The 17,645-nt window shown below is 68.5% G+C and carries 14 protein-coding genes; 8 read left to right on the top strand and 6 right to left on the bottom strand.

All coding sequences use genetic code 11. The annotated features are described in order from the left end of the window. Positions 1 to 59 precede the first annotated feature (59 nt). The gene (locus ACEN8G_RS19325) at positions 60 to 596 is read left to right on the top strand and encodes an NADPH-dependent FMN reductase (RefSeq protein WP_413414991.1); all 537 of its coding nucleotides are present in this window, start codon (positions 60 to 62) and stop codon (positions 594 to 596) included. A gap of 53 nt (positions 597 to 649) precedes the next feature. Next, positions 650 to 1,207 carry a response regulator gene (locus ACEN8G_RS19320; protein ID WP_413740669.1) on the top strand — a complete coding sequence of 186 codons (558 nt, stop codon included), beginning with the start codon at positions 650 to 652 and terminating at the stop codon, positions 1,205 to 1,207. Between the two features lie 4 nt (positions 1,208 to 1,211). On the opposite strand, the gene ACEN8G_RS19315 is transcribed toward ACEN8G_RS19320, so the two are convergent. Genes ACEN8G_RS19315 through argH form a run of 5 tightly spaced genes read right to left on the bottom strand, consistent with a single transcriptional unit; the run spans position 1,212 to position 5,789 of the window. After that, a complete protein-coding gene (locus ACEN8G_RS19315) occupies positions 1,212 to 2,165 on the bottom strand; it encodes a CorA family divalent cation transporter (protein WP_413414994.1) in 954 nt (317 codons plus the stop codon). Beyond that, positions 2,162 to 2,893: an NAD(P)-dependent oxidoreductase gene (locus ACEN8G_RS19310; RefSeq protein ID WP_413414995.1), complete on the bottom strand. Its 732-nt coding sequence runs from the start codon at positions 2,891 to 2,893 to the stop codon at positions 2,162 to 2,164. The genes ACEN8G_RS19315 and ACEN8G_RS19310 overlap by 4 nt, the downstream gene beginning before the upstream one ends. A 1-nt stretch (position 2,894) precedes the next feature. Beyond that, the gene (gene lysA / locus ACEN8G_RS19305; RefSeq protein ID WP_413414996.1) at positions 2,895 to 4,154 is read right to left on the bottom strand and encodes a diaminopimelate decarboxylase; all 1,260 of its coding nucleotides are present in this window, start codon (positions 4,152 to 4,154) and stop codon (positions 2,895 to 2,897) included. A gap of 22 nt (positions 4,155 to 4,176) precedes the next feature. After that, positions 4,177 to 4,413 carry a hypothetical protein gene (locus ACEN8G_RS19300; protein ID WP_307116695.1) on the bottom strand — a complete coding sequence of 79 codons (237 nt, stop codon included), beginning with the start codon at positions 4,411 to 4,413 and terminating at the stop codon, positions 4,177 to 4,179. Then, entirely contained in the window at positions 4,410 to 5,789 is a 1,380-nt protein-coding gene (argH, locus tag ACEN8G_RS19295) for an argininosuccinate lyase (RefSeq protein WP_413414997.1), read from the bottom strand. Before argH ends, ACEN8G_RS19300 begins: the two co-directional genes overlap by 4 nt. Positions 5,790 to 5,955: 166 nt before the next feature. Here argH and ACEN8G_RS19290 point away from each other — a divergent pair, with 166 nt between their 5' ends. The 6 genes from ACEN8G_RS19290 to ACEN8G_RS19265 all read left to right on the top strand — a co-directional run bounded on the left by ACEN8G_RS19290 (position 5,956) and on the right by ACEN8G_RS19265 (position 10,414). Beyond that, the gene (locus ACEN8G_RS19290; RefSeq protein ID WP_413414998.1) at positions 5,956 to 6,405 is read left to right on the top strand and encodes a TlpA family protein disulfide reductase; all 450 of its coding nucleotides are present in this window, start codon (positions 5,956 to 5,958) and stop codon (positions 6,403 to 6,405) included. A 447-nt stretch (positions 6,406 to 6,852) separates the two neighbouring features. Beyond that, positions 6,853 to 7,593 carry a pyrimidine utilization protein B gene (gene rutB / locus ACEN8G_RS19285; RefSeq protein WP_413414999.1) on the top strand — a complete coding sequence of 247 codons (741 nt, stop codon included), beginning with the start codon at positions 6,853 to 6,855 and terminating at the stop codon, positions 7,591 to 7,593. 3 nt (positions 7,594 to 7,596) lie between these two features. Beyond that, positions 7,597 to 7,980, top strand: coding sequence for a pyrimidine utilization protein C (gene rutC, locus ACEN8G_RS19280; protein WP_413415000.1), 384 nt, complete (start codon positions 7,597 to 7,599; stop codon positions 7,978 to 7,980). Then, positions 7,980 to 8,756, top strand: coding sequence for a pyrimidine utilization protein D (rutD, locus tag ACEN8G_RS19275; RefSeq protein ID WP_413415001.1), 777 nt, complete (start codon positions 7,980 to 7,982; stop codon positions 8,754 to 8,756). Before rutC ends, rutD begins: the two co-directional genes overlap by 1 nt. Before the next feature lie 2 nt (positions 8,757 to 8,758). Next, complete coding sequence (gene rutA, locus ACEN8G_RS19270) at positions 8,759 to 9,823, top strand: pyrimidine utilization protein A (RefSeq protein WP_413415002.1); 1,065 nt, start codon at positions 8,759 to 8,761, stop codon at positions 9,821 to 9,823. A gap of 63 nt (positions 9,824 to 9,886) precedes the next feature. Next, a complete protein-coding gene (locus tag ACEN8G_RS19265; RefSeq protein WP_413740668.1) occupies positions 9,887 to 10,414 on the top strand; it encodes an RcnB family protein in 528 nt (175 codons plus the stop codon). Positions 10,415 to 10,484: 70 nt separating this feature from the next. Here ACEN8G_RS19265 and ACEN8G_RS19260 read toward each other — a convergent pair whose 3' ends face one another. Continuing rightward, positions 10,485 to 17,636, bottom strand: coding sequence for a hypothetical protein (locus ACEN8G_RS19260; RefSeq protein ID WP_413415981.1), 7,152 nt, complete (start codon positions 17,634 to 17,636; stop codon positions 10,485 to 10,487). Positions 17,637 to 17,645: the final 9 nt, after the last annotated feature.

Genomic DNA, 17,645 nt, shown 5'->3' with positions numbered 1-17,645 from the left:
CCAGGTCCACGGCGGCGCGCACTCTGGCGCTCGCCCGAGCTTTGGGTTAGCGCAACCGCATGTCGGCACCTCACATCGTCGCGCTGGGCGGCACCCTGCGCCCCGAATCCGCCACCGGACGCCTGCTCGCGGCCACGCTCGCCAGGGCCGAGGCGCGCGGCGCCCGCACCACTTTGCTCACCGGCGAGGCGATCGCCTTCCCCCATTACGAGCCGGGCAATGTCGAGGGGAACCCGGCGGTGATGCGCTATCTGGAGGCGCTGCGCACCGCCGATGCGGTGATCGTCGGCTCGCCCGGCTATCACGGCACGCTTTCCGGACTGGTCAAGACCGCGCTCGACTATGTCGAGGCGCTGAGCAAGGACGAGCGACCCTATTTCGACGGCCTGCCCGTCGGCCTGATCGCCACCGCCGCCGGCTGGCAGGCCGCGGTCTCGACGCTGCAGGCGCTGCGCACCATCACCCATGCCCTGCGCGGCTGGCCGACTCCGATGGGGCTGGCGGTCAACACCGCCGAGCCGGGCGACGCGCTCGACAAGTGCAACGGCCCGATGGACGTGATGGTGGGACAGCTGTTCAACTTCCTGGAACGCTGATCCAAGCAAGGTTGCGCCGCACTTAACTGTTTCGTGATTGTTGCAGGCGTAGAATGCCGGCCATGGACGAGGCTTCGGCACAGGAAGGCATCGGCAATCGCCGGCGTGCCACGCGTACCATTCTGGCGGTCGACGACAGCCGGACGAACCTGCATGTCCTCGCCCATCGCCTTGGCCAGCTCGGCTATCTCGTCGTCCTCGCCGATTGCGGGTCGCAGGCGCTCGAGCTGATCTCCGCCCGCGGCTTCGACCTCGTCCTGGTCGACCGGGTGATGCCCGAAGTCTCCAGTCTCCATGTCCTCCAGGAGATCCGCGCCACGCGCGACACCACCGATCTGCCGGTGATCATGGTCACCAGCCAGAGCGATCCGCGCGGTGCGATCGAGGCACTGCAGGCCGGCGCCGACGATTATCTCGAGCGGCCCTATGAATTCGAGGAGCTCGCCGCGCGGATCGAGCGCGTGCTTGCCCGTTCCGATCGGATGGAGGAGCTCAAGCGCTCCAACCTCGCGCTCGATGCACGCATCGCCGCACGGGCGATCGAGCTGGGCGAAGCCCGCGGCGAGCTCGCCGCCATCCGCGTCGAGCTGGAACGCTGCCGCCGCTGCTGAGCGCCTAGCGCTCGAACCAGTGCCGGCCGAGGAAATAGCCGGTGATCGCCACCGCCAGCACCACGCACAGCGCCACCACCCCGGCAAAGGCCCAGGGCTCGTGCGCGAAGGGGATGCCGGCGACGTTCATGCCGAGCAGCCCGGTGATGAAGGTCAGCGGCAGGAACACCATCGCCACCACCGCGATCATCAGCGAGCGCTGGTCGATCAGCTCGGAGCGCAGGTCGGTGAGCGTCTCGTGGGTCAGCGCGGCGCGCTCGCGGATGCTCTCCAGCTCCTCGGCCATGCGCGCGGCGCGGTCGGCGGCGGCGGCGAGGTGGAGCCGGTCGTCCTCGGCCAGCCATTCGACCGGCAGCCCGGCCAGCTTCTCCAGCGCGGCGCGCTGCGGATAGAGGAAGCGCCGCAAGCCGATCGCCTTGACCCGCGTCTCGTTGACCAGCCGGCGCAGGTCGAAGGCGCGGTGCCGCGAGATCTGCTCCTCGCAATCGTCGAGCGAATCGCCCAGCTCCGCCACCATCGGGTCGAGCTCCTCGGTGATCGCCTGGGCGATCGCCGCGATCAGGTCGCCCGGATCGAGGATCTTGCCGTCCTCGACCTGCTTGCGCACCGGCGTGATCGCATTGAGCTGCTTGCGCGAGACCGAGAAGACGCAGCCGCCATGCGCGTACATCCGGATCGAGGCGAGCGGATCGGAGCTGTCGAGCGTCTCGGACGACATGCCGCGCAGGTTGATCAGCGCCGCTGGCCCGAACAGGTCGCAGCGCGGCCGCGTCTCCATCGCGGTCAGCGCCTCGATCACCGGCTGGGGCAGCCTGGCCTCGCCGCTCAGCCAGAGCTGGGCGCGCTCGTCATTGGTGTTGAGGTGGATCCAGCTCAGCGGGGCATTCTTGCCCAGCGCTTCCTTGAGGATCGGCTGCTCCACCTTCCCGTCATGGACGATATAGGCAAAGCCGCTCATGTCCGCATCTCCAGCCAGATCGAGAGGCCGGGACCCGGCGCTTCGGGCGGGGCGGAGCAGGCGATGCGCGGGGCGTCGGCCCGGGCGCGGTCGAGGATGGCGGTCGGCACGCCGGGAAAATGGTATAGCCGTTCGGCCTGCGCAAGCGCGCGCGCCTGGCGAAGCGTGAGATCGTCGGGATCGGCGCTGGTCAGGGAGAAGCGGAGCAGCCGCGCCGCCTCCGGTGTACCGATCCGCCCGACCACGTCCCCGCCCAGCCCCTCGGCCAGCGCCGCTCCGATCGCGCGGCGGCGATCGGCGATGTCGGGGAAGCGCGCGCGCAGCTCGGGCCGTGCCGCATGCAGCGCCCGCGCGGTCTCGCCCAGGTCGGCGGGCAGCTCGGTCTCCAGCTTCTGCCGGACCGCCGCCGCCAGCCCGGCCGAGACCCCGCCGGTGCCCACCGCCACCAGCACCGGATCGCGCTCGACGATCGCGGGCAGGGTGAAGTCGCACAGGTCCGGGCGATCGACGGTGTTGACCAGCATGCCGCGCAAACGCAGCCGCGCGACAATGGGTTCGGGATCGTCTGCCGCGACGATGGCGAGCGCAGCCTCGGCCTCCTCGCCGACGATCGCCGCGCCGGCGCGTTCGAGCAGCCGGCGTTTCGCCTCGGCCGCGTCGCCGCTGCCGACCAGCACCACCGGCCGCCCTGCCAGCTTCACGAAGATCGGCAGGGCGGTCAGCGTCATCCTACTTCAGCCAGTCCGGGATCTGTTCCTCGCCCATGATCGTCTCGGCGGTGATCCGCCCCGCGACGACCTCGAACCGGTCGCCCGAGACGAGCACCTCCGGCACCAGGGCACGGCTGTTATAGGTGCTCGCCATGGTCGCGCCATAGGCGCCGGCGCTCTGCAGCACCGCCAGGTCGCCGCTCTTCACCGCATCGATCTCGCGATTCTTCAGGAACACGTCGCTGCTCTCGCAGACCGGCCCGCAGACATTGGCGACCATCGTCTCGCCCGAGGGCGTGACCGAGGCGAAGCCGTGATAGGCGTCGTACAGTGCCACGCGCTGCAGGTCGTTCATCGCCGCGTCGACCACCACCCAGGGATTGGTAACCCCCGGCTTCACCCACAGCACTTCGGTGAGCAGCACCCCGGCATTGGCCGAGATGTGGCGGCCCGGCTCGAACATCAGCTCGACGTCCCAGTCCTTCGTCACCCGCGCGACCATCTCGCCGAACGCGGCCGAGGTCGGCGGCACGTCGTCCAGCCTGTAGGCGACGCCCAGGCCGCCGCCCAGGTCGACATGGGTGATGGTGTGGCCGGCTGCGCGCAGCTCGGCGACCAGCTTGCCGACGCGCTCGAACGCGGCCTCCAGCGGGGCGAGGCTCAGCAGCTGGCTGCCGATATGCACCGCCACGCCGCGCAGGTTGATCCCCTCCAGCTTCGACAGCCGGTCGAAGATCGCCGGGGCCTGGTCGATCGGCAGGCCGAACTTGTTCTCGGCCTTGCCGGTCGAGATCTTCTCGTGCGTGCCGGCATCGACGTCCGGGTTCACGCGCAGCGCCGCCGGCGCCACCATGCCCTTGGCATGCGCGATCTCGGCAAGGACGACGCCTTCCTCCTCGAGCTCGAGGTTGAACTGGCCGATCCCGGCATCCAGCGCCTGGTGCAGCTCGCGGCGGGTCTTGCCGACGCCAGAGAACACCACGTCATGCGCCGGGATGCCCGCCGCCAGCGCGCGCGACAGCTCGCCGCCCGAGACGACATCGGCGCCGAAGCCCTCGTTCGCCAGCAGGCGGAGCACCGCCAGGTTGGGATTGGCCTTCACCGCAAAGGCGACATGGTGCCGGCCGACGGGCTTCAGGCCGTCGCGAAAGGCGCGCGCGGCTTCGCGGAACGCCTCGGTGGAATAGGCATAGACGGGGGTACCGACCTGCTCGGCAATGCGCGCGAGCGGAACATTCTCGGCGTGCAGTTCGCCGCCGATCACTTCGAAATGAGACACTGAGAAGACTTCCTGTTGGGCCTTAGCGCGGCGGCAGGTCGAACGTGTCGCTGCGCCGCTGATCAGAGCTTTGGATAAGGTCGTCGCTGCGTGCCGGACGCGTCTGGACGGGGGGCTGGAGCAGGTCGGTCGGCGACGGCGTCGCTTTCGCACCATAGGGCGCGGCCGGCAGCGATGCCGTCGCCGCGGGTTTGAGCCCCTCGCGCGCGCCGCAGCCCGCCAGGGCAAGCCCGAGTGCCAGCACCACCAGTCGCTTCATCGCCCTTCCTCCTGGCGGCCCTTGCGCGCCGCCGCGATCGCTTCGCGCACCCGCTTCGGCGACGTGCCGCCAAAGCTGGTACGGCTCGACACCGAGGCGTCGACGCTGAGAACGCCGTATACGCGCTCGTCGATCCGCGTGTCGATTTCCTTGAGTTGGGTGATCGATAGCTGATCGAGACGGATGCCCGCCTTTTCGGCGGCCGCCACCGCGCGCCCGGTGATGTGGTGCGCCTCGCGGAACGGGATGCCGCCTTCGCGCACCAGCCAGTCGGCCAGATCGGTGGCGGTGGAGAAGCCCGCCTCGGCGGCGGCGCGCATCCGCTCCAGCCGGAAGGTCGCGCTCTCGACCATGCCGGTCATCGCCGCGATGCTGAGGCCGAGCAGGTCGTGCGCCTCGAACACCGGCGGCTTGTCATCCTGCATGTCCTTCGAATAGGCGAGCGGCAGGCCCTTCATCGTGATCATCAGGCTCACCAGCGCGCCGGTGATCCGCCCCGAATGCCCGCGCACCAGCTCGGCCGCATCGGGATTGCGCTTCTGCGGCATGATCGAGCTGCCGGTCGACCATTGGTCGCTCAACGACACGAAGCCGAACGGCTGGCTCGCCCAGATCACGAATTCCTCGGCCAGCCGGCTGAGGTGCAAGGCGGTCTGCGCAGCGGCGGTGAGGTACTCGATCGCGAAGTCGCGGTCGGAGACCGAATCGAGCGAGTTGCGCGTCGGCCCGTCGAAGCCGAGCGCCTTGGCCGTCGCCTCGCGGTCGAGGTTGAAGCCGGTGCCGGCCAGCGCCGCCGAGCCGAGCGGGCAGAGGTTGAGCCGCGCCCGGGCATCGGTGAAGCGCGAGCGGTCGCGCCCGATCATCTCGAAATAGGCCATCAGGTGATGGCCCAGCGTCACCGGCTGGGCGACCTGGAGGTGCGTGAAGCCCGGCATCACGCTGTCGGCATGTTCCTCGGCGCGGGCGAGCAGCGCGTCCTGCAATGCGCCCAGCGCCGCCTCGGCCTGGTCGATCGCGTCGCGCACCCAAAGGCGGAAGTCGGTCGCCACCTGGTCGTTGCGCGAGCGAGCGGTGTGCAGCCGCCCCGCGGTAGCGCCGATCTTCTCGGCCAGCCGCGATTCGGCGAGCATGTGGATGTCCTCGAGCGCGAGGTCCTCGGGAACGCCCCCGGCCTCGAAATCGGCCGCGACCTCGCCCAGCCCGGCATGGATCGCCGCCGCGTCCTCGGCGGCGACGATGCCCTGCGCGCCCAGCATCGTCACATGTGCCTGGCTCCCGCGCAGATCCTGGCGCCACATTCGCTTGTCGAAGGGAATGGATGCGTTAATCTCGCGCATGACTGCAGACGGGCCTTCGGCGAAGCGCCCACCCCACATGGCATTGGAGCTGTCCTTGCGCTCGGCTATCTCACTTCTCCTGCTCGGCACCCTGATGATCGCGGGGTGCGATAAGCGCTCCGGGCCCGGAAGCCAAGCAAACGAAACTATCCCCGCGGCGAATGCCGCTGCCGAAGCGGCGCCTGCGGCGTCCCCCAGCGCGGCCGTGAAGGACAAGGGAGGCATTGATCGCAGCCACAAGGGCGAGACGATGCGGGAATATGCCTTTTTCGACCCCGCCGGTAAGCGGACCAATCTCTCCGCCTACAAGGGCAAGCCGGTGCTGCTCAATCTCTGGGCAACCTGGTGCATCCCCTGCCGGGCCGAGATGCCCACCCTGGACGCCCTTGCCGGCCAGAAGGGCGACGCGCTGCGCGTGATCACGCTGAGCCAGGACTTCAAGGGCCGCGAGGCCGTCGATCCCTATTTCGCAAAGGCCGGCTTCAAGCATCTCAAGCCTTGGACCGATCCCGACGCGGCGTTCAGCCTGGGCGTGGAGGCCAATCTGCCGACCACGATCCTCTATGATGCCGCCGGCAAGGAAGTCTGGCGCGTCTCGGGCGAGATGGACTGGGCCGGCGCCAAGGCCGCCGCGCTGCTGGCGGAGGCCAGCTAGGCCGTCCAACCGGCTCCCCTTATCCAAACCGTCATCCCCGCGAAGGCGGGGATCAAGGGTAATTCGGGATAACCGAAGCTACCGTGCAACGGTTGCCGGAAAGTGCAGAGCGAGCCCCGCTGGTACCGCTCCAGGCTCTGGATCCCCGCCTTCGCGGGGATGACGAGGGAATTTGGCTCCGTGGCCGTGGCGCGCGCTTGCAATGTAGGATTTCGCCTGCTCCGCTTCCGCGGCCGGACCCAATGCCGGCCGCTCCTTGATGCCGTAGGAAAAATAGGATCCCGCCCGCGCAAGGAAGTTGCGAGATGCGCGGCGTTTGCGGGAAGTGTGTCAACTTTGCCGCCGTGAAAACCCGCTTCGGGCGTGTACTTCGTGGACTTTGGCGAGTCGGCGCGGCACCCGATGTAGGACTTGTGCGCCGCGCCATTCTCGGGAACACTCCCTGAAATGACAGGCGAACCTACGGTAGGCCGCGACCTTTCCGGCCCGCGCATCGTCACGCTTCCCGCCCGGCCCGAGCCGATCCGCGTCAGCGCGGACGAGACGGCGATCGTCGTGATCGACATGCAGAATGCCTATGCCTCGCCCGGCGGCTATGTCGACCAGGCCGGGTTCGACATCTCGGGCTCGGCGGGGACGATCGGCAAGATCGCCGCCGTGCTCGACACTGCCCGATCGGCAGGCATGCCGGTCATCTACCTCCAGAATGGCTGGGACCCTGACTATGTCGAGGCGGGCGGCCCCGGCTCGCCCAACTGGCACAAGTCCAATGCGCTGAAGACGATGCGCCAGCGTCCCGAGCTCAGCGGCAAGCTGCTCGCCCGCGGCACCTGGGATTACGAGCTGGTCGATGCGCTGGCGCCGAAGCCGGGCGACATCCGCCTGCACAAGACCCGCTACAGCGCCTTCTTCAACTCGCAGCTCGATTCGACGCTCAGGGCGCGGGGCATCCGCAACATCGTCTTCGTCGGCATCGCCACCAATGTCTGCGTCGAGAGCACGCTGCGCGACGGCTTCCACCTCGAATATTTCGGCGTGATGCTCGAGGATGCGACGCATCATCTCGGCCCGCCGATGATGCAGGAAGCCACGGTCTACAATGTCGAGAAGTTCTTCGGCTGGGTCTCCACCACCGCCGACTTCTGCGGCAGCTTCGGCCAATTGCCCGGCCAGAATTCAGCGGAGTAAGCGATGCCCTTCGAACCGATCAACCCGCCCCAGTTCCCCACCCCGATCGCGCCCTATTCGGCCGGGGCGAAGGCGGGCAACACCGTCTATGTCTCCGGCGTGCTGGCGCTGGGTGAGGGCGGCATCGTCCTCCATGTCGGTGACGCCGCCGGGCAGACCCGGCACATCCTAGAGGTGATCAAGACCACACTGGAGGCGGCAGGTGCTACCCTGGAGGACGTGGCGATGAACCACATCTTCCTCAAGGATTTCGCCGACTATCCGGTCTTCAACCAGATCTATGCCGAGTATTTCCCCGGCGCCAAGCCGGCGCGCTATTGCGTCCGGGCCGATCTGGTGAAGCCCGATTGCCTGGTCGAGATCGCCTCGGTGGCGCATATCGGCTGATGCCTGAAGCGGCGGGGCTTTACTATGAGGAACATGGCAGCGGCCCGCCGCTGATCCTCTCCGCCGGCATGGGCGGATCGGGCAATTACTGGCGGCCGAACCTGCCGGCGCTTGCCGAGCGCCACCGCGTCATCCTCTACGACCATCGCGGCACCGGCCGCTCGGACCGCACCGTCACCCCGCGGATCGAGAGCATCGGCGAGGATATCGCCCGTCTGATGGACGCGCTTGGCATCGAGAAGGCCTCGATCCTCGGCCACGCGATCGGCGGCATCGGCGGGCTCAGCCTGGCGCTCGACATGCCGGAGCGCGTCGGGAAGCTGGTGGTGGTCAATGGCTGGGGCCGGCTCGATCCCTATACGCAGCGCTGCTTCGACGCCCGGCTGGCGCTGCTGCGTGCCTATGGCCCCGGCAAATATGTCGATGTCCAGCCGATCTTCCTGTTCCCGCCCCGCTGGATCTCGGAGAATCATGCGCGGCTGGAGGAAGAGGCGCGGCACCATGTCGCCGGCTTCCCCGCCGAGATGGTCGAGGCGCGCATCCTGGAGGCGCTGCAATTCGACCTGATCGACCGGCTGGAGGCAAGGCCGCTCGCCACGCCCGTGCTGCTGCTGGTCAGCGACGACGATGCCCTCGTCCCGCCGGCCTGCTCGGAGCGGCTTGCGCAAGTCATGCGGCAGGCGCAGCTTGTCCGCATGCCCTGGGGAGGGCACGCCTGCAACGTCACCGATCCGACGGGCTTCGAGGCCCGCGTGCTCGCATTTCTGGGGGAATAACAATGGAAGTCGGCGTCTTCGTTCCCATCAACAACAATGGCTGGCTGATCAGCGAGAACGCGCCCCAGTACATGCCGAGCTTCGATCTCAACAAAGAGATCGCGCTGCGCGCCGAGAAGCATGGTCTCGATTTCCTGCTCTCGATGATCAAGCTGCGCGGCTTCGGTGGCAAGACCGAGTTCTGGGAATACGGGCTGGAGAGCTTCACGCTGATGGCCGGCCTCGCCGCGGTCACCGAGAAGATCAAGATCTACGCGACCTGCCCCACGCTGGTGATCCCGCCGGCCTTTGCCGCGCGGATGTGCAACACGATCGATTCGATCAGCCATGGCCGCTTCGGATTGAACCTGATCACCGGCTGGCAGCGCCCCGAATACAGCCAGATGGGCCTGTGGCCGGGGGACGAGCATTTCCGCAACCGTTACCAGATGCTCGACGAGTACGCCCAGATCCTGCGCGAGCTGTGGGAGACCGGGCGCAGCGACCTGAAGGGCCAATATTACCAGATGGACGATTGCCTCGTCCGCCCCACGCCCCAGGGCGAGATGAAGATCATCTGCGCCGGCTCGTCGGACGAGGGCCTCGCCTTCTCGGCAAAATGGGCGGACTATGCCTTCTGCCTCGGCAAGGGCGTCAACACGCCCACTGCCTTCGCCTTCAACAACGCGCGTCTCGCCGAGGCGACGGCGAAGACCGGGCGCGACGTGAAGGTGTTCGTGCTGGTCATGGTGATCGCCGACGAGACCGACGAGGCGGCGATGGCCAAGTGGCAGTCCTATCGCGACGGCCTCGATATCGACGCGGTGCGCTGGCTGATAGACCAGGGCGCCGCCGACAAGAACAACCCGACCACCAATGTCCGCCAGCTCGCCGCGCCGGAAGGGGCGGTGAACATCAACATGGGCACGTTGGTCGGCAGCTATGAAAGCGTCGCGCGGATGCTCGACGAGATGGCCGAAGTGCCCAACACCGGCGGCGTGCTGCTGACCTTCGACGACTTCCTCGAAGGTGTCGAGAATTTCGGCACGCGCATCCAGCCGCTGATGAAGAGCCGCGCCGGCCGCTGAGCGCGCAGCCTTTTGGCCGGCGGATCGTTTCGGGGGTGGGATTTCTAGAAGTCGGAGAAGCACATGAAGAAGCTGACTTCCCTCGCCGCGATGGCGATCCTCCTGGCGCCGGCACTGGCCGAGGCGCAGCAGCACCGTCCGGGTGACCGACCTCCCGGCCAGCAGCGCCCGCCCTCCGGCGGGCATCATGGCGGCCCCGGCGGGCCTGGTGGTGGTCCGGGCCGGCCCAATCCGGGCCAGCCGGGCGTCCGGCCGCCCACGCCGCGCCCGCCGATCGTCCGTCCGCCGAATCCGCGGCCGCCGGTGGCACGCCCGCCGCACCGGCCCGGCATCGGCCGCCCGCCCCAGTTTCGGCCGATCCACCGTCCGCCCTTCCGCTACCCACCCGGCTATCGCTACCAGCGCTGGTCGATCGGCGGGCTACTGCCGCTGCTCTTCCTGTCGAACAGCTATTATTATGACGGCTGGTATGATCTCGGCCTCGGCGCGCCGCCGCGCGGCTATCGCTGGGTGCGCTACGGACCGGACCTGCTGCTGGTGAATATCCGCACCCGCCGGGTGGTCGATGTGATCTACGGCGCCTTCTACTGACAGCGAACGGGCGGGGCCGGGGCGGACCCGGACCGCGCCCCTCTGGCACCGCGTGAACGCGGCGCGGTGCTCAGAAGCGGATCGAGACGCCGCCGGTGAAGCTCTCGCGGCGGGTGCCCGAGAATTCGCCGCTATAGCCGCCCTGCAGGCGCACGCCCGGCGCGACGTCGAGGCCGAGGCCGAGCGCGACCCGGCCGGTGGTCGCCCTGCGGGCGATGCCATGGGCTTCCATGCCGCCCGGCGCGCCCTGCAGCCCGCCCCAGGCGACCAGCTCGCCGCCGTTCAGGCGCTGCTGCACGCCCAGCTCGGCATAGGGGGTGACGCCCACCCCGCCGGCATCGAAGCTGCCCGACACGGCGAGCGAGGCGCGGCCGAGCAGGCTGCTCTTGCTAAGCCGGGCGACGTCGAGCGCCAGGCCGTTGCCGCCCTGCTCGCGCAGCGCCGCGCGGCTGGTGCCGACATAGAGCAGGTCGACGCGCGGCGTGACCGCGAGCTTGCCGGTGCGCAGCCGGTAATCGACGCCGATACCGGCAAGCCAGCTGGTCAGGCCGTAGCTCGCCTTGGCCGCACCCGGTGCGGCGAGCAGCTGCCTTTTGGTGTCGGCATTGCCCTTGCTCAGCGCCGCCACGCCGTGCAGCCCGAACCCGAACAAACTGCCGTCCGCGAAGATGCCGCCCGACAGATGATCCCATTCGGTCTTCGCGCCGAGCGCGGCGATCGTCTGGCGGAGCTCGCCACCGCCGAAGAAGGCGCCGACCTGCAGGTCCCGGGCGAAACCATAGCCGATCCCGCCGTGGAAGCCCTGGCCGGCGCTGTGCGCCCTGGCCGCGCCGGTGGTGGCGTCACCCTCGATATCAGTGGTGCCGCCGGTGAAGCGGCCGAAGGAGAAGAGTCCCTCGCGGCCGGCATGGGCGGCGCTGTCGGTCGATACGCCGTCATAGAGCGCCAGGCTGTTCTCGATGCCGAGTTGCAGCGCCGAGGCATAGGCTTCCGGGGTCAGCTGGGCGAAGGCCCGCTGGTTCACCGCACCCGCCGCGTCGACCAGCACCGGCAGCGCCGTCGTATAGGCCTGCACGTTGCTGCCGGCGCCGAGCGTTGCATTGGCATAGGCGATGCTGGCGCGGGTGTTGCGCGAGTAGGCATCGCTGTTGAGGAACTCGCTCTGGAGCTGCAGCTTGTTGCCGCTGACCACGACGAAGCCGAAGATGTCGCTCGACTTGTTGATGGTGGCGAAGCGGCCGGTGATGCCGCCCGATGCCACCACCAGGTCGAGCCGCGCGCCCGGCGTGTTGCGCAGCACGCCGGTGATGTCGACCGCGGCGCCATCGGCGATGACCAGCTTGCCCGCGATGTTGAGCAGGTCGCTCGCCGTCGGCGACAGCTCGAGCAGCAGGTTCGAGCCGGGTAGGAAATGGACGTCGCCATGCACCGTCATCGTGCCCGGCGACGCACCCGGCGAGAGTGTGCCGGCGACCAGGATGTTGCCGTTCACCGTGCCGGCGGTGCCGAAAGTGGCGCCGCGGGCGATCTGGATGCCGCTGGCGGCGCTGATCACGCTGCCGGCCTGGCCGATCAGCCGGCCGCCACTGACCGTGATCGCCGACCAGCTGCTGGTGCCGGTGGCCGAGATCGTGCCGCCCTCGACGTAGAGGGATTCGAAACCGCCATAGATGTTGGAGTCGAGCAGGGTTGGTGCGGCGTAGGTGCCGCTGGTGTTGAAGATCAACGTGTCGGTTCCGTCGCCGCCGCGGCGTGTGCCGGTGATCTGGCCGGCGCCGGTGACGGTCAGGAAGTCGTTACCGGCGCCCAGGTCGAGGCTGCCCTCGATCCGGCCGGAGACGACCACGTTCTCCCGGTTCGCGCCGCCGGTGACATTGGCGGCCAGGGTGTTCCCCGCGACCACGTTGAGCACGCCGCCATCGATCGCGACGCCATTGGCGAAGCCGGCATTCTGGTCGATCCGCAGCTCGCCCGAATTGCCGCCCGCCGCCTCGAGCCGCTCGAAGCCGGTCTGCTGCAGCGCGCTCAGCGAACGGACGCTGTTGTCGGCCTGGACGAGGACCAGCGTGTCACTGCCCGCGCCGCCATCGACACCCCCGGCGAGGGTCGCGCCGCTGCCCAGGGTGAAGCGATTGTCAGCGCCATCGAAGGCCACCCCGGCGGCCGAGGCCAGATGCGTGTTCGCCCCCAGCTCGAGATTGCCGCCACGCACCGCCACCGAATCGAAGCCGTAGCTGCCGCCGGTGAGCGCGAGCGTGCCGGCGCCTTCGGAGATCAGCTGCTCGAACGAGACGATCTGCGAGGCGACCACAATGCGGCCCTCCGCCGCGCCCGACTGGACGCGCAGCGTGTCGGTGCCCGCGCCGCCATGGACGATGCCCTGGAACTTTACGCCTGCCGCGATGATCAGCTCGTTGTCGGCGGTGCCGGTGAAATTGACCTGCTGGTTCGCGCCCAGGTCGCCGGCCAGCGTCAGTGGCGCGCTGCCGGTGATGTTGGCGGTCTCGAAGCCGTACAGGCCTGCGATGGTCGATGCGCCGTCCAGCGTGAGGTTGAGCGTGTCGGTGCCGGCACCGCCGTCCAGCGCACCGGTGAGCAGGCCGGACAGGTGGACGGACAGCATGTCGTCCCCACCGCCCAGCGAGACGCCGCCGGTCAGCATTCCGTCGATGGTGACCGACTGGCTGCTGTCGTCGCCGATCACATGGGCGACCGAGCCGTTGGTACCCGAAAGCACCAGGTTCGCGCCCTCGAGGATCTCGAGATTGTGATAGGTCTGGCCCCTGTCGAGGTGCACCGTCAGCGTGCCCGGCCCATAGGCGCCGAACGAGTTGAAGTTGACCACCGAGCCCGGGATGTCGCCGTCCGCGCCGGCGAGGTTGAAGATGAAGCTGTTGTTCCCCGCGCCGCCGTCGATCGTGCCGGTGACCACGCCGCCCGAGCGGGCGATGTAGCGATCGTCGCCGTCCCCCAGCAGCACGTCGCCGGTGATCGTGCCGGCATTGTTCACCGTGTCGGCGCCGGCACCGAGATCGACCGAGCCGTTGAGCGTGCCGCCTGCGGCGACGCTGAGCCTGTCCGCCTGCGTGCTGCCCAGCACCGGCGCGGTGAGTGTCGCGCCGCCGGCGATGCTCAGATTGCCGCCTTCGAGCAGCACCTGCTGATAGGTCGCGTCCTGATCGACCACCAGCGCGCCGGCGCCCGCAGTCGCCAGTTGTTGGAAATGGGTGAAGGTGCCGGCGCTGCCCAGGGTGCGGGTGTCATTCGCGCCGAGCTCGAAGGCGAGCGTGTTGGTGCCGGCCCCGCCATCGACCGGGCTGCCGACCGAGCCGGTGCCGCGCAGCGTCAGGCGGTTGTCGCCCGTGCCGAAATGCACGCCGTTCGCCGAGGTCAGCGAAGCGCCGGTGCCGATCGAGAGATCGCCCTCCACCTGCACGGTCTGGAAATGATAGGCCTCGCCCTGGAGCGCGAGCGTGCCCGCGCCGCCGGCGACCAGCTTCTCGAACGCGGTGAGCTGGCCCGCCACGATCGTGCGGTTGCTCGCCGCGCCGGTGTTGATCTCCAGCGTGTCGGTGCCGGCGCCGCCATTGGCGCTGCCTTCGAACACTGCGCCGGTATCGATCACGAAATGATTGTCGCCGGCATCGAAGTTGACCTGCTGCCCGGTGCCGAGATGGCCGGTCAGCGTCAGCGGGGCGGCGCCTGCCGCGTTGACGATCTCGAAGTTGAACAGGTCGTTGATCGTCGCCGCGCCGGTCAGGTTCAGGTTGAGCGTGTCGGTGCCCGCGCCGCCGTCCAGCGCACCGGCGAGCGCGCCCGACAGGTTGAGCGACAGCGTGTCGTTGCCGCCCGCCAGCGAGATGCCGCCGGTGAAGTCGGCATCCTCGATCGTCACCACCTGCGCGCTGTCGTCGCCCTTGATCTGGCCGACCGTGCCCACGCCGTCGCGCAGTGTCAGGTTTGCCCCTTCCCACAGCTCGATCGTGTCATAGTCGCGGTCGAGGCCGAGCGTCAGCGTGCCCTGGCCATAGGCGCCGAACGATTCGAAATTGGTGAAGCCGCCGGGGATCGCGCCGCCATTGCCGTTCATCCGGAAGAGGAAGGTGTCGATGCCGTCGCCGCCGTCGATCGTGCCGGTCACCAGCCCGCCGTCCAGTGCCTCGTAGCGGTCGTTGCCGATGCCGAGGTTCAGGCTGCCATGGATCGTGCCAGCATTGACGACATTGTCATTGCCTTCGCCCATGTCGACGTCGAAGCCGATCGCGCCGGTGTTGATCAGCGTGTCGTCCCCGCCGCCCAGCGCCACGCCGCCGACAATCGTGCCGTTGTTGGTCACCGATTCGACGCTGTCCTCGTCGCGGCTGTCGAAGGTGAAGCCATTGGCGCCCGAAGCCGAGCCGACCGTGTCGCCGCCGTCGATGCGCAGCGCGATCGCGCGCAGGCGCAGCGACAGCTGGTCGATATTGCCGAAGATCGAGACCGGGCCGGTGCCCACGCTGTCCTCGAGCCGAGTCAGCAACTCGAAGCCGCGGAACTGGCTCATGTTGAGCCGCGGCGCGTTGCTGCCGTTCAGGTCGGCCTGGATCATGTCGATGCCGTCGCCGCCATCGACGATGCCGGTGATCGTGGCGCCGGCATCGGTGATGTAGATGTCATTGTCGCGGCCCAGATCGACATTGCCGTCGAGCATGCCGTAATTGGCGAGCGTGTCTTCCACGTCGCCCAGCTGGATGCTGCCGATGATCGTGCCGCGGTTGGTGATCGTATCGGCCGAGTTGCGGGTATGGATCGCCCCGGCGACCATGCTGTCTCCGTCGAGCAGCAGGCGGAGGTTGTTCAGCCATTCCTCCTCGCCGCGCACATAGCCGGTGCCGCCGCGGATCGTGCCGCTGTTGGTCAGGGTGAAGGCCGATTGCGTCTCATAGCCGCCAGCGACGGCGACCGCGACGCCGCCCGTGCCGGCCTCGATCGTGCCCGCATTGACGAGCGCCGCATCGCCGCCCAGCGTCGAGCCCGAGAAATCGAACAGCACGCCATAGGAGAGCCGGGTGCCGGTTTCTCCGCCGACAAGTGCGCCCGAGCCTGCGGAGATCGTGCCGCGATTGGTGAGCATCGCGCTGGTCCGGGTGCCCGAGCCGACAAGGGGAAGATACCTGTCATAGCTCGCCTGCAGGCGCACCGCCCCGGAGCCCAGATTGGTGCCGCGGATGATGTTCTCGTTCACCAGCTCGGTCTGCGGGCCGCTCATCTGCACGCCGGAAAGCCCTGCGCCCGTCGCCTCGATGATGCCGCTGTTGGTGAGGCGGATCAGGGCATTGTCGCCGCTTTCGCTGTCGAGGTTCGCCATCATCGAGAGGGCGTAATTCTCCTCGTCATTGGCGTAGCTGACATGTCCGCTGTGACGGATCGTGCCCGAATTGACGGCATCGGCCATCACCTCGTCCAGGCCTGGACGGGAGAACATCAGCGACACTGCCGAATAGCCGGCCGCGCTGGCTTCGATCAGGCCCGAATTGGCGAACTGGAATGGCCCGCGGTCTTCCCCGCCGGCCCGAATCGACATGGTGTGGGCCGCGCTGGCGCGGATGCTGCCTTCGTTGGCGATGCCGGAAAGTCCGTCGCCATAAATGCCGGTATAGCCGGCGACATTGCCCTTGTTGACGAGGCGGCCGCCGGTGGGGAGATCGTCGAAGCTGCGAATCCAGATGGCGATGTCGCTCGGCGTCTCGATGTCGGCGCTGTTCACCACCGTGCCGTCGCCGATCATCATCAGCCCGTTGGTGAGCGTTTCGGGGCTCGCGAAGGTGACGACGCTATCCTTGCCCCGCACCTCCACGCCGTGCATCTCGAAGCCGGTGACGTTACCCTGGTTCAGGATCGAATTGCTGACGGTGTAGGTCGCGCTGGCGCTGAACGACTTGCCATAGGCGTCGGTCCCGTACCCGCCGTCGATCGTGCCGGTGACGCCGTTGGTCGCCTCAGTGTAGAGGAACATGCCTTCGCCCGAGCCCAGCAGCACGTCGCCGGTGATGGTGCCCGAATTGACCAGGATATCGGTGCCGCCATGGCCCAGATAGGCGATCCGCCGGCCGTCCACCGTCCCGCCGACGATCTCGCCCGCGCGCGAGCCCCCGCCCTTGCTGAACTTGTGGATAGCGTTGCGGGTGACCAGCGTCCCGTAGCCGTTGGCGATCGTCGGGCCGACCACCGATTCGAGCCGGCCGACATTCTCGAGATAGCCGTCGCCGCCCATGGCCACGGCGACGCCGCTGGCGAGCACCATGCCCAGCCCGCCGCTGGCCACGCCGTCGCCCGCCGCGTTCTCGGTCAGCATATTGTAGAGCTTGCCGTTGAGCATATCGATGCCCATGCCGCCGGCGGTCGAGCCGCCATTTTCCGAGCCCACCCAGATCCTGGTCGAATTGAAGATGCGGCCGCCACGGCTGTTGATCAGCCATACCCCTCCGATCGAGGTGTCGGTCGCGGCAAGGGTCGTGTTCTTCTCAAGGACCACGTCTGCCCGGCCGCCGATGATGCCGATGCCCCGCTTGAACCGCACCTGTGCGCCTTCGGCAATGCGAAGCTCGCCGGCGACGGATGCGTCGATCAGGCCGCCGCTCGCGAAGGCGCCGTCCACGTCGGCGTCGACGACGACCTTCAGCACGCCGTCGCCGCCCTGCCCGAGCAGCGTGGAGCCCAGCTCGACGCGGATCGCCTGCTGGTTGGGCGTGTCCTGATTGCTGGCGTCCAGCGCCGCGCCGATACGGATCGTGCCGTCGCCCGCCAGCCGCAGCGGGCCGTACTTCAGGTCCATCGGCGCATTGCCGCCCGCCGGCCCCGAGCGGCTGCGGTTCTCCAATCGAAGTTCGGTGTCGTTGCCCGACGCCTCATAGACCGTGCCGCCGCGGAACTCGACGCCATCGGCGCTGACATATTGCTGGCCGGTGCCGGTCCGCGGCGTGGTGAAGGCGATGTCGGCGGTGCGGCTGCCGGTCGCGCGCAGCCAGACGGTGTCGAGGCCACCGGCATTGGTGAGCGGGCCGGTGACCAGCCCGCTCAGATCGAGCGTGCCGCTATCGGCGTTGGCGCGGCCGATATTGACCACCAGCCGATCGCCGCCGGCGCCGAGATGCACCTCGCGCGGCGCCTGGCCTTCCTCCAGCACCACCGTCTGGGCGCCGGCCTGAGCCTGCGCCGTGCCGGCCAGGGCAAGCGGCAGCAATGCGCTGCC

This window comes from Sphingomonas sp. Sphisp66, assembly GCF_047324325.1.
In the GTDB taxonomy this organism is placed as follows: Bacteria; Pseudomonadota; Alphaproteobacteria; order Sphingomonadales; family Sphingomonadaceae; genus Sphingomonas.
Note: the sequence above shows the minus strand (reverse complement) of the source record. Positions and strands in the feature narration are given on the sequence as shown.